Raw genomic sequence first — 12,039 nt, forward strand, 5'->3', positions numbered from 1 at the left:
ACGGAGGGAGACCCTCCTACAGTACTGGCTCCCCAACGCACTGGCTCCCCTTACCCCCCTACACCCATAGCTTTAGTCACAAAGACTACTGCACTAACGTTTTCATTTCCTGTACGAAACTCGTGTAGACTTGCCCCTGCAAAAACTGTGGATGTTCCATGATTTTTTGATGAAACCCAATCGTTGTGGGTAATCCCGTGATGGCACATTCTCGCAGTGCTCGTTTCATACGGTTAATAGCAGTGGGACGGTCTACTCCCCAAACTATTAACTTGCCAATGAGGGAGTCGTAGTAAGGAGGAATTTGGTAATCAGTGTAAACATGGGAGTCAATCCGAACTCCGGGACCTCCAGGAGGGAGATAACCACTGATACGTCCGGCGGAGGGACGAAAGTCATGATCGGGATCTTCGGCATTAATACGACATTCGATCGCATGACCCCGTAAAACGACTTGGTCTTGTGTCAGCTGGAGTCTTTCCCCTTGAGCAATACGGATTTGTTCAACAACCAAATCTATCCCAGTAATCATCTCCGTGACTGGATGCTCAACTTGAATCCGGGTGTTCATTTCCATAAAGTAGAATTTACCGGATTTATCCAAGAGAAACTCAATCGTACCTGCCCCACTGTAGTTAATAAACTCAGCAGCTTTGACAGCAGCTTGTCCCATTTTCTCTCGCAGATCCGGATCGAGAGCGGGACTGGGAGCTTCTTCTAAAAGCTTCTGGTTACGGCGTTGAATTGAGCAATCCCGTTCACCCAAGTGGATGACATTACCATAGTTATCAGCCAAGATTTGAAATTCAATATGACGGGGACGCTCAATAAATTTTTCCAGATAAACTCCGGAATTGCCAAATGCTGCTCCCGCTTCGCCTTGGGCTGCTTGGTAGGATTTGACAAATTCGCTTTCATAATGTACCAAGCGCATACCCCGTCCGCCACCGCCTGCTGTGGCTTTAATCATCACTGGGTAGCCAATTTTGTTGGCGATCGCCAAGCCCTCTTGCTCCGACTCTATCAACCCATCACTACCTGGTACTGTGGGTACTCCAGCTTTTTGCATCGTTTCTTTAGCCGTGGATTTATCCCCCATCAGCCGGATAGCTTCCGGAGATGGACCAATGAAAGCAATATGATGGTCTGCACAGATTTCTGCAAACCGAGCATTTTCAGCTAAAAACCCATAACCAGGGTGAATAGCGCTGGCATTGTGGATCAATGCCGCTGCAATAATATTGGGAATATTCAAATAACTTTTACTGCTAGCAGCTTCGCCAATGCAAACCGCTTCATCAGCAAGTTGGACGTGCAGAGCATTACGGTCAACAGTGGAGTGTACCGCAACCGTGGCAATCCCCATTTCTTCACAGGCGCGGAGAATGCGAAGCGCGATTTCTCCCCGATTAGCAATTAATATTTTGTCAAACTTCATCTTTTAGCTTTTGATATCAGTCCAGTAGATTGACATTGTTCTGCCGTCAAAATTGAAATTACGCAGAGCCTCATTTCAAATTCTGACTGGAGATTCCCAAAATTCCTTCCAAATATAAGGAAAGATTTCGCTGCTTGCCTCTACGGGTATTAACTACACTAGCAGCAGCGATGTTGCCGAGTATGAGTTCATTTTCCCGACTTTGGCATAATAAGCGCGTACCGTGCGCTTCACCGTAGAACCAATTTTCCAGCAACTGCGGTCGCGATACCTTTAATATCACTTGTGCTGCCATGACATTTCTGTCCGTCGAGTATATCCATCTGTTGATAGTTGTGAATTCTTGCACTTAAATTTTCTGTAACTTGGGTATCACTGATCATAAATATTTCTGTTATGCTATACTATAAATCTAGGGAAACCTTGCGGATGTGGCGGAATTGGTATACGCGCACGCTTGAGGTGCGTGTGGCTTTGCCTTGCGAGTTCGAGTCTCGCCATCCGCATATTTTAGTATGTAGTGCCAAGTTATGGGTGCTGAAGTGTCAACTTTCAGTCAATGGAAGAATGACTCAGCACTCATAACTTAAGGTTCGTTCGCTATTAAGTCTTCACTTGTGCTTTGATATAAATAAGTGAAGTTTTGTAAAGAACCTTGACTGCGACTTTTAGGCCGACAAACAACTTAACATTACCTGTGGGATGGCACCGCCTCAGTGCGACTTGGCAAGGTGGCGAAGAAGTCATTCAACAAAGTTTGCCCCACACTCAGCTAGCACCAGCTTGGCAATTGCTCCTTTTGGGTGATGGCTCTCCAACGAGACACTTACAATTGCTAACGGGCGAACCGACAGAGGTGGATGTCATCGATATGTCATTAATTGGCATGGACTTGGATGGTGCACCAGAACTTATCAAAGCTGTCCCAGGACCAAGGCTACGGCGACAGGTGTGGCTGCGTACCGCCTCTGGTCAACGATTGGCATATGCCACCTCATGGTGGGAAGCTTCTCACGTAGATGAGTATTTGCAAAACCGTTCATTACCGATTTGGGCGAGTTTAGCTCGTCTGCGTACGGAATTGTATCGCGATGTCCAAGGGATTTACTACGGTGACTCAGATGCTTTGCAGTCAGGTTTTGATGAAACCGGACCTTTTTGGGGTCGCCACTACTTGTTTTGGCATCACGGACAGCCTTTAACGTTAATTTACGAGGTGTTTTCGCCTTACTTGACGAAATATTTAGGACCGACGCAGCTAAGTTCTATTAATGCTGAGGTTTAGTGGCAAATTTTGCTGTGTAGCAAAAAGTTTTTCTTTTTTGCTACACAACGAAGATTTTCCATCCATCTGTGCTAGCTTGCCTATGCAGCTTTCTTCAGCATCACAATCCCAATTCCTCTGGAAAGCCCAGCATGATGTTTAAGTTTTGTACGGCGGCTCCTGATGCGCCTTTGCCTAAATTATCGAGGCGAGCAACTAAGAGGGCTTCGTGGGTTGTATCATTGGCGAAGACGAAAATTTGAACAATATTGGTGCCATTCATTGCCATCACGTCTAGGAATTTACCGTCTCGCAGAAGAGTGGAGTCTTGGAAGGGGGCGATTTGTACAAATTTTTCGCCTTGGTAGTAGTCGGCGATCGCCTGATGAATAACCTCACCAGATGGTGGATTCTCCAAAGTCCACAGTGGTAAAGGTATCTGTACCAGCATCCCCTGCTCAAAATCCCCCACTGCTGGTACAAACAGTGGCGGCGATGCTAATCCTGAATACTTATGCATTTCCTTAACGTGCTTGTGCCCAAACTGTGTACTGTAGATGCCATAGGGATAGAGCGATGTTGCTCCGTCTTGCTGATCGTGGAAAGCGTCATAGTCTTTGATCAGATTCTTTCCGCCACCAGAGTATCCTGATACCGCATTAATGGTAATGGGAAAGTGACTAGGGAGGAGTCCCTTGGCTATCAACGGACGGATACAAGCTAGAAATCCTGTGGGATAACAGCCCGGAACACTAACAAACTGGGCGCTGGCAATTTTCTCTCTTTGTCCCGAACTCAGTTCAGGAAAGCCATAAACCCAACCCTCAGCCGTTCGATGGGCAGTACTAGCATCGAGGATTTTAACCTTAGTACTGCGGACAAAGCTAACAGCTTCGCGGGCTGCATCATCAGGTAGACAAAGAATGGCAACATCGACAGCATTGATCAGTTTCGCTCGCTCAGCTGAATCCCTGCGTCGAGATGGTTCAATGTTAACTAACTCGATGTCATCTCGTTGGTTGAGGCGCGAATAAATTTGTAAGCCTGTGGTTCCCGATTCCCCATCAATGAAAATCTTAGGTTTAGTAATCATGTGCTCAGCATCCTGATCCGTAACAGGTTTTTTGTCCCACCAATACTTAACTTAGTCTGTTGTGGATCAAGTCATCAATAAAGGAAAGGAAACCTTTTGGTTAATATTACCAACAAGCAATTATCATGTCACAAGAATGAGTTGCGCTTACGACTCTGAGCCAGTCATGATGCGCCGACTGGCCCAGAGTCATCTGCCTTCGTGTCTAAGTGCCCGATCCGTTCCCTCAGCGCCCGATTTCGACACCTTCAAGAATGCCGAGTGCGTCGGGGATGAGTACGGCAGCAGAGTAGTAAGCACTTACTAAGTAGGAAATGATCGCCTTTTCGTTGATCCCCATAAAGCGCACAGACAAACTGGGTTGGTATTCATCAGGGATACCCGTTTTGTGTAGACCTACCACCCCTTGGTTTTCTTCTCCAACACGAGTACCAAAATAGAGCTAGTACCCTCCTTGGTGATAGGAATTTTGTTACAAGGAAAAATCGGATAGTTGCGCCAAGCAGGTACAATCTTTCCGTTGACCTCCCTGCTTGGGGAACCGACTCCAAGACGGTTACACTCTCGGCCAAAAGCAGCGATCGTGCGAGGGTGATGTACAGTGACAGATTATTTGTCATTGGTGACAGATTAGTGCCGTCGTAAAAAATGGTTGTCATTAAAAAGCAGAGTGTGGTTGAAAGCCAGGGGAGATTCTCTTATCTCCTGTTTCTCATCTGTCTCAAGGGCATTGAGCCGAGAACTCTGCATACAACGGAAATAGAGGCTCTTAAAGCTTATTCTATATAGATTTCAGCTTTTTACTTCTCTGTTTTAACCAAACATCAGGAAGGCTACAAGCAGACATATTTTAGTATATAGTTACTAATCAAATACAGTCAGAACTCAAATGCCAACTTATGACCCTAAGTTGGCAAAACCCTCAAAGTTGTTGACGCTGCTTACAGCCACGAGAGATTAATACTTTGGGCTACCTATTTCACGAAATACCTCAAACGTAGAATTGCTACCCTTAACTCGGTTTTCTGCGCGAATGCTACTCATACTCCATCGTAGGTTAAAAATATCGCGAGTCGTTGCGACCTCTACCACTTGGAGCGACTACCGAAAAAATCAAGAACCTATCCCACTAATAAAATTCTTTGAACCCAAATATGGATGGTAGCAAGGTCAATGAATGCATCAAAATATACTTTTCGACGTTCACGGGCGTACTACTAGGCGACGGTATTTACGTTGAAACCAAGCGAAACACCGCTCTTGCTGGAATCTAGGAACAGAGATTTTGATGGGTCTGCCTTTATTTTTCCTGGTTTTCCAGACTCGTTTTGGTATTTCAGGTCTAATGCCTCGTTTACGTAGGCTTGCGCGTTGCTGTTTGGAATCATACCCTTTATCAGCAGCGAGTACCTTAAGTCGTTTACGTGGTCTACCCCGCTTTTAAGTTTTTAATTTTACTTGATATAGTAAAGGTATTACTTGCTCCCTTTCGCTTCCATTGGCAGGGGTAGTTCTGTTGGACAAGGGCATTCCATTACCTTCGGTAAGCGTGTGGATAAGAATCCCTTTCCCTTTATTTCCATACGCAACTTCTTCACTTCCTCCCGATCCTGCGGGAAAAAGAGCCATCAACGGCTCCAAACTCCCAATTTATCAATCCTTTCTCGTCTGCGATTGCTAGTAAACGAGCCTGCAAATGTTCAAATGTTCCATCAGAGCGCCATCGCTTTAACCATCGGTGAGATGAGCTTTTCGATGCCCAGATTCCCCCCTGTGGAATATCACACCATTGACACCCAGTAACAAGGATATATAGCAGACTATTTCATACATAACGATACGGTGAATGAGGCATTCCTTTATGACGCTTAGATGGTTCAGGAGGGAATATATCCTCAAATAGTCTCCATTCCAGGTCACTCAATCCTTCAAAACGTCCTGCCATAAAGTGATACGCCCCTTTTATTTAAGAAGTAGATTATCACGTTTGGGTATTAGTGGGATAATTTAAAAAAATTGTGCATAAGTTCATTTTGACAGCACCTATATATATAGTTTAGTTAAAAAATAATTCAATATTACCTCTATCTTTAGATATATTTTTGATTTTTATCCACAAAAAAGTCACCAGTTATATAGCCAGTTATGCAAAAATACTTCTTAGTAAATTACAAAGTTCGCAAGCAAGTCTAAAAATGGGTTTTGCTGAATTAATGTATGGATTTTGTGGAAATTACAATTTTTTACAGGCGTGACATGTCATGTCTGTACAAGTGTTTGGAAAAATTACAAACCCGTAAGTCATTATTAATTCAGTAACACCTTCTCATGGATGCTTGCACTCTAAGTAATAGAACTATACTCATCAATGAGGTATAAACCATGAAGAAAAACATGATTCAGTCTGTGTTAGTTTTTGCTTTATGCAGCTTTATGTTGCTTGTTTCAGGATTTACCGCAGTACAAGATAGTTTGGCTAGTGGTCCTTTACAAGAGCAATGTTTTTGGATGGAAAATATTTCAGGGCAATTTTATTGGGTTCCTGCTCCTCAAGGAAAAATATCGAAGCAACAGTGTTATCAACAAAATAGTTGTGGTGCAGGAGGAGGTCAATCTGGTGGCGGTTGTTATAAATGGGCAATATCTGCTCAGGCACCCGCACTGCCTTGGAATTAATATTCTCCCAACTCTGACAAACCCTTCGGGTAAGGTTATTTCTGATTAAATTCTTAATCAGAACAACAACAGCGTAGCTGATATTAAGTTTTATCACTACGCTGTTTTTTGCATTTGATGTCAAATTTCTCTATTATGTAGCGACAGCTATTTTGTCATTTATCTGGTAAATGACATTTATTTTGTCATTAGGAAGAATATTGGGTCGAGTATCGAATGGTTTTTAAAAGCTTTGCTACACAGGGATTTTTCGACGGCAACAATTTGTCATGATGATAGATAATTAGTCACTGTACACTAATTCTTCTTAAATCAGACATACTGATTTTAATACTGAGTGACCAAATATATCATTTTTTACCTGGTGCGAGATGTGAGTTAAGCAGACAGTTAAGACAGTTAAGACAGTTAAGATAGTTAAGATAGTTATAAAACTTTACATAATTGGTTACACTTAGAACTTAAGCATTGACAAAGTAGACAAACAATGCATATTTGTAAAAATGAAAGTGGTAGGCGATTGCGCAGAGCGCAGACGCCAAGGGCGTATAGCTAATCACTAGAAGCGTTGGAAGACGGATAACACGTATGTTGCTTTATCTGGGGTAGGAACACTATGAGAGCTACTACCATAGGACTTACGCATGAATTACTAATGAACTTGACTGTGAGATTGCTTCCTTACGTCGCAACGGGTGCAACTACGTTATTGTTGCCTAAGTCTTGTACCAAACCATTAACCGATTCGTGTGACTTGAACACTTACCTCTATTCCTACTGGCAGAATCATGCGGATGCTGGATGTGTACTTTTGCCGGAGATTATGTCAGGGGTTTGTCGCATGATGGTGTCTAATAGATTTTTGCGACACTTGCAGTATAAACCCAAGAATTTATTTGATGAAATCAAACAGCATATCAATGAAGAAAAAAAAGAAACCGTCTCTGGTACTAACGCTCTCGTTTGCAGGATTTTTAATTTGTGCAGGGAGTGCAGCGTACTGGCTGTTAACTCAGGGAAACTCATCATCTAAAGATTTACTACCAGGTGCGAATATTATTCCCCAAGATGCCCTATTTGCAGTATCTCTAAGCACAGATCCAGGACAATGGCAGAAATTACGAGAGTTTGGCACAAAAGAAACTCAAAGCTTATTGGATAAAAATTTAGTACAGTTGCGCGATCGCTTCTTAACCAATAATGGTTACGACTTCCAAAAAGATATCAGTCCTTGGGTTGGCGATCAAGTCACAATCGCAGTTCTCGCCCCAAACGTCAGTAAACCAGTATCAAAGCCGATTGCAACTAATGCAGAAGCAACGACCAACGAACAGTCAATGGTGATGATTCTGCCTGTCAAAAATCTAGAAAAAGCAAGCAGCATTTTAGCACAACCCAAAGCCGCTAAAGGTGGTAAATGGATTGACCGCACTTACGAAAATATTGTCATTAAAGAAACTGAAGGGCAAGTGGGAGAAAAATTGTCAGCAGCCCTATTAGACAAACGTTTTCTCGTCATCACCGATAATTCCAAAACCACAGAACGGGCAATTGACGCATACAAAGGTCAATCATCCCTAGCGACAAGTCCGGGTTTTGCAGAGAATGTGCCAAAAATTTATAATTACCAACCCTTTGGTCAATTCTATGTGAATGTGCCTTACTCTGCTAGAATAGCCGCTAAATCTCCAAACCGTCCTTTGCCTGCTCAAGTTCTGAGTCAACTTCAGAATAACCAAGGTATAGCAGGAACGATGACTTTGGAGTCACAAGGAATTCGGTTAAAAAGTGTTTCTTGGCTAAATCCGACCAGCCCGCGCGTGCTAACAGTGGAAAATAAAGCAGGGAACATGCAAAACCGCTTGCCAACAGAAACTTTAATGATGCTGTCTGGCGGAAACTTACAGCAGTTTTGGGCTGATTATGTCTCAACTTCCCAAGGAAATCCCTCTGCACCAGTTATGCCAGAACAACTGCGAAATGGTGTCAAATCCCTCACAAATCTTGATTTAGAGCGAGATTTGCTCTCATGGATGGGACGAGAGTTTTCCTTCTCAGTGATTCCAAATATTCCCAAACAAGGTATGGCAGACGATTTTCGTGCTGCTTTGGTTTTCATGGTACAGGCAAGCGATCGCACCCGTGCTGAAACCGCCCTAAAACAGCTTGATGACGTCATGAAAAATCAATACCAGTTCCAGATAAAATATACAACAGTTGATGGTAAACCTGTTGTCAACTGGCTCGGACCTTTTGGAACTTTGACAGCTAGTCATGGTTGGTTAGATGATGATGTCGCTTTCTTGGCGGTTGGTGCGCCTGTCACTGATAAAATAGTTCCTAGACCAAATAACACTTTAGGCAGTAGTGGGCTATTCCAGGACACAGTTCCACGACAACCCAATCCTACAAATGGTCAGTTTTTCTTGGATGTAGAACATACGGCAAAAAATTTTCCCCTACCGATCTTCTTGCCTGATCAACAAACTTTGTTACAAGCAACACGCTCAATAGGAGTCACAGGTGCTGTGAGTGATAGCCGCAGTACTCGCTACGACATTTTTCTATCACTTCAAAAAGCTGGAAAACCGGATCCTTTACCAAATCCCACAAATCAATGATGAATCATGAAATTTTTAGCATTAATGATTCATGATTCATCATTTATAACTCCTACCTGCCTTAAAACAGATAGGATCGTAACAATCGGAATCAATACTATATTGACTGGCGATAAAGTTAATTGTCATCAACCTCTGCCTTCAGGCTAGGGGCTTGTCCGAAACAAGTCGGACAACGTAAGTGACGACTAGCTCATTGAGACACAGTTTGGTACACACTTCCGAATACTTCACGCCACATCCTAACTCCTGCGGAGACGCTGCGCGAACAAGTCGGCACAGCCGCAAGGGCGGAGTGGCCACCCAGTTCGGATTATCTGTAAGACTTCTTGTTAAGTCGTGGGGTAAAGCCCAGCCATCTTAATTGTGTTGAGCGAGGGGACTAAAACAGGTTTACTGGTTCCTGGGATTATATCCATTCAAAAACCAGTCCCTTTCACGGGGACGCGCATTCCCCGCGCCCTTGTTTTCTCCCATGCCATCATGGCTTGGGTTTGCACACATCCCGCGAGGTTTTATGAATTTGGTTGGACTCCAGAACTGGCTAGACAATGCCTCATTTGCAATTTTATTTGTGACGATGCTAGTTTATTGGGGTGGGGCGGCTTTTCCAAATGTGCCTGCAACTGTTGTAGGTACGGCTGGAATGGCGATCGCTAATTTGTGCATAGCAACCTTACTAGGTGCAAGATGGCTGGAGGCTGGGTATTTTCCCCTCAGCAATTTATATGAATCTTTATTCTTCTTAACTTGGGGAATAACGACTGTCCATCTGATTGCCGAAAATACAAGTCGCAGCCGCTTAGTGGGAGTTGTGACTGCACCTGTCGCTATGTGTATCACCGCTTTTGCCACCCTCACCCTACCATCGCAAATGCAAGTCGCAGAACCTTTAGTACCTGCGCTGAAATCTAATTGGCTGATGATGCATGTCAGCGTGATGATGTTGAGTTATGCAGCTTTGATGGTGGGTTCGCTAGTGGCGATCGCCTTCCTGATTGTCACACGTGCTCAAGAAATCCAATTACAAGGGAGTTCTGTCGGTACTGGTGGATATCGCAGTAACGGCTATCGCTTGCATAAAGTCACTGACCTAAGTGCTCAACCTTCGACACTTGCTGTTGAGAATAACGGAGTCACGCGTATAGAAAGCAATAACAACGGCAAAACTGCTGTGTTAGATTTAGTCACTGTCACTCAGTCTCAAGCTGTCGCAGCAGAACCCCTTTCACCTCAGCGTCTGAGCCTAGCCGAAACTCTAGACAACATCAGCTATCGTATTATTGGATTGGGATTTCCCCTACTGACTATTGGTATCATTGCTGGTGCTGTTTGGGCGAACGAAGCTTGGGGATCTTACTGGAGTTGGGATCCAAAGGAAACCTGGGCGCTGGTTACCTGGTTAGTTTTTGCTGCTTATCTTCACGCTCGTATCACTCGCGGTTGGCAAGGGCGTCGTCCCGCAATTTTAGCCGCTACTGGCTTTGTTGTTGTTTGGATTTGCTATTTAGGGGTTAATTTGTTAGGTAAGGGTTTACACTCTTACGGTTGGTTTTTGTAATTACTTTAATCTGCTACTCCCTCTTTACTTGCGAAGAGGGGGTAGTTTAGCAAATTTAAAATCTGCCATGAAATGCTTTTGATAAAAACTCTTAAATGTAGATTTACTAGTGAAAATACTCGTTTACTGTAAATACTTCAATTTCAGAAATCCTCTAAGATAAATACGATCATTGTGCGTAATCTATGAAAAGGATTCTTACACTTTAGATGCGTTTGCCCTATATATTTGTATAAGTACTATTTCTATACAGCCGCCATTTTCTGTAAAAGCTAATGATGTTTGCTTTTCTATGGTTAGAAGTATAAAAAAGATTTTGGTTTTATCAGCCAATCCTATCAATACAAATAAACTGCGTCTAGATGAGGAAGTGAGGGAAATCCAATCTGCATTGGAGCGTTCCAGACACAGGGAAGAGTTTGAACTCATTTCTAGATTAGCTGTGAGGATTGACGATTTACGCCGAGCATTGTTAGACCACGAGCCACAAGTTGTACATTTTTCTGGTCATGGGGATGGAACGGACGGCATAGCATTGGAGGATAACTTCGGTTACGTACAATTGGTTAGTACAGAATCGTTGAGCAATTTATTCAAGTTATTTAAAGACACAGTTGAATGTGTGTTGCTCAATGCTTGTTATTCAGAAACTCAAGCAGAAGCAATTTACCAGCACATCAATTGTGTTATTGGGATGAAACGTGCCATCACAGATAAAGCTGCTATTCATTTTTCTAAAGGATTTTATGATACCCTTGGTGCTGGGAGAAGCTATAAAGATGCTTTTGATTTAGGTTGTAACAATATTGACCTTAATAGCATACCAGAATTTTTAACTCCAAAAATTCAAATCCGAGATAACTTTAAAACTCTATTTTTTAAAAAACAATCAACTACTAAATTGATCAAACAAAAACCTTCTCAATCCTTCACCATCAGTGGGGGTCAGCTTTCTAATGTCCAAATTGGAGGTCAAGCGGGTCGCGATATGGATGTGACCCAAAATCAGCTTCTTGCTCAAGGTAATTCTGAAAAGCCGCTGATCCAAACAGATGTAGTCGAATTAATTGCCCAACTTGAAGAACTGTTTCGCAACTCAGAACTACCAGAGGCGCAAACTTCAAAAGCAATTAAGCACTTAGAAGCTGCTAAAGAAGAGGTTCAGGAAAAGGAACCTGACAAGGATTTTGCAGCTAAAAATTTGCAAAAAGCTACAAAAGTTCTCAAAGAAGCGAATGAAGCAGTGACAGCAGGAACAAATATCTGGGAAAAAGTTCAACCCATTATTACTAAGCTTTTGCCTTGGCTGGGTGTAGCGGCAAGCTTTTTTAGCTGAAAGGGTCTTGTTTATGAGCGAACACACTCCGAATGACCACATCAAAATCT

General features: G+C 43.1%; 10 protein-coding genes, 1 tRNA gene and 1 pseudogene. 6 read left to right on the forward strand and 6 right to left on the reverse strand.

The window, feature by feature from the left end:
- Positions 1-85: 85 nt before the first annotated feature.
- Both accC and DP116_RS04430 read right to left on the reverse strand, forming a co-directional pair.
- Entirely contained in the window at positions 86-1,438 is a 1,353-nt protein-coding gene (gene accC / locus DP116_RS04425) for an acetyl-CoA carboxylase biotin carboxylase subunit (RefSeq protein ID WP_169154022.1), read from the reverse strand.
- Between the two features lie 70 nt (positions 1,439-1,508).
- A complete protein-coding gene (locus DP116_RS04430; protein ID WP_169154023.1) occupies positions 1,509-1,787 on the reverse strand; it encodes a hypothetical protein in 279 nt (92 codons plus the stop codon).
- A 76-nt stretch (positions 1,788-1,863) separates the two neighbouring features.
- Here DP116_RS04430 and DP116_RS04435 point away from each other — a divergent pair.
- A tRNA-Leu gene (locus DP116_RS04435) sits at positions 1,864-1,944 on the forward strand.
- Between the two features lie 149 nt (positions 1,945-2,093).
- Complete coding sequence (locus tag DP116_RS04440; RefSeq protein ID WP_169154024.1) at positions 2,094-2,723, forward strand: chorismate lyase; 630 nt, start codon at positions 2,094-2,096, stop codon at positions 2,721-2,723.
- A gap of 100 nt (positions 2,724-2,823) precedes the next feature.
- Here DP116_RS04440 and argC read toward each other — a convergent pair whose 3' ends face one another.
- From argC to DP116_RS30250, 4 genes and pseudogenes are all read right to left on the reverse strand, one after another.
- Positions 2,824-3,792, reverse strand: a complete 969-nt coding sequence (gene argC, locus DP116_RS04445) for an N-acetyl-gamma-glutamyl-phosphate reductase (protein ID WP_169154043.1) — start codon at positions 3,790-3,792, stop codon at positions 2,824-2,826.
- A gap of 229 nt (positions 3,793-4,021) precedes the next feature.
- A pseudogene (locus DP116_RS30110) lies at positions 4,022-4,377 on the reverse strand (hypothetical protein).
- 621 nt (positions 4,378-4,998) lie between these two features.
- The gene (locus tag DP116_RS30245; protein ID WP_369333946.1) at positions 4,999-5,142 is read right to left on the reverse strand and encodes a hypothetical protein; all 144 of its coding nucleotides are present in this window, start codon (positions 5,140-5,142) and stop codon (positions 4,999-5,001) included.
- Positions 5,143-5,389: 247 nt separating this feature from the next.
- Positions 5,390-5,614, reverse strand: a complete 225-nt coding sequence (locus tag DP116_RS30250; RefSeq protein WP_369333947.1) for a transposase — start codon at positions 5,612-5,614, stop codon at positions 5,390-5,392.
- A 563-nt stretch (positions 5,615-6,177) separates the two neighbouring features.
- Between DP116_RS30250 and DP116_RS04455 the strand changes: the two genes are divergently transcribed.
- The 4 genes from DP116_RS04455 to DP116_RS04470 all read left to right on the forward strand — a co-directional run bounded on the left by DP116_RS04455 (position 6,178) and on the right by DP116_RS04470 (position 11,989).
- A complete protein-coding gene (locus DP116_RS04455; RefSeq protein WP_169154025.1) occupies positions 6,178-6,471 on the forward strand; it encodes a hypothetical protein in 294 nt (97 codons plus the stop codon).
- Between the two features lie 920 nt (positions 6,472-7,391).
- Positions 7,392-9,092, forward strand: a complete 1,701-nt coding sequence (locus DP116_RS04460) for a DUF3352 domain-containing protein (protein WP_169154026.1) — start codon at positions 7,392-7,394, stop codon at positions 9,090-9,092.
- 517 nt (positions 9,093-9,609) lie between these two features.
- Entirely contained in the window at positions 9,610-10,653 is a 1,044-nt protein-coding gene (gene ccsB / locus DP116_RS04465; RefSeq protein ID WP_169154027.1) for a c-type cytochrome biogenesis protein CcsB, read from the forward strand.
- A 292-nt stretch (positions 10,654-10,945) separates the two neighbouring features.
- The gene (locus DP116_RS04470; RefSeq protein WP_211173073.1) at positions 10,946-11,989 is read left to right on the forward strand and encodes a CHAT domain-containing protein; all 1,044 of its coding nucleotides are present in this window, start codon (positions 10,946-10,948) and stop codon (positions 11,987-11,989) included.
- Positions 11,990-12,039 lie beyond the last annotated feature (50 nt).

The sequence above is a fragment of the Brasilonema bromeliae SPC951 genome (assembly GCF_012912135.1).
Taxonomy (GTDB): Bacteria; Cyanobacteriota; Cyanobacteriia; order Cyanobacteriales; family Nostocaceae; genus Brasilonema; species Brasilonema bromeliae.

Coding starts and splice junctions, on each gene's coding strand:
- DP116_RS04460 (WP_169154026.1), top strand. CDS start 7,392: ATGAAGAAAAAAAAGAAACCGTCTCTGGTACTAACGCTCTCGTTTGCA.
- DP116_RS04455 (WP_169154025.1), top strand. CDS start 6,178: ATGAAGAAAAACATGATTCAGTCTGTGTTAGTTTTTGCTTTATGCAGC.
- DP116_RS04470 (WP_211173073.1), top strand. CDS start 10,946: ATGGTTAGAAGTATAAAAAAGATTTTGGTTTTATCAGCCAATCCTATC.
- ccsB (WP_169154027.1), top strand. CDS start 9,610: ATGAATTTGGTTGGACTCCAGAACTGGCTAGACAATGCCTCATTTGCA.
- accC (WP_169154022.1), bottom strand. CDS start 1,438: ATGAAGTTTGACAAAATATTAATTGCTAATCGGGGAGAAATCGCGCTT.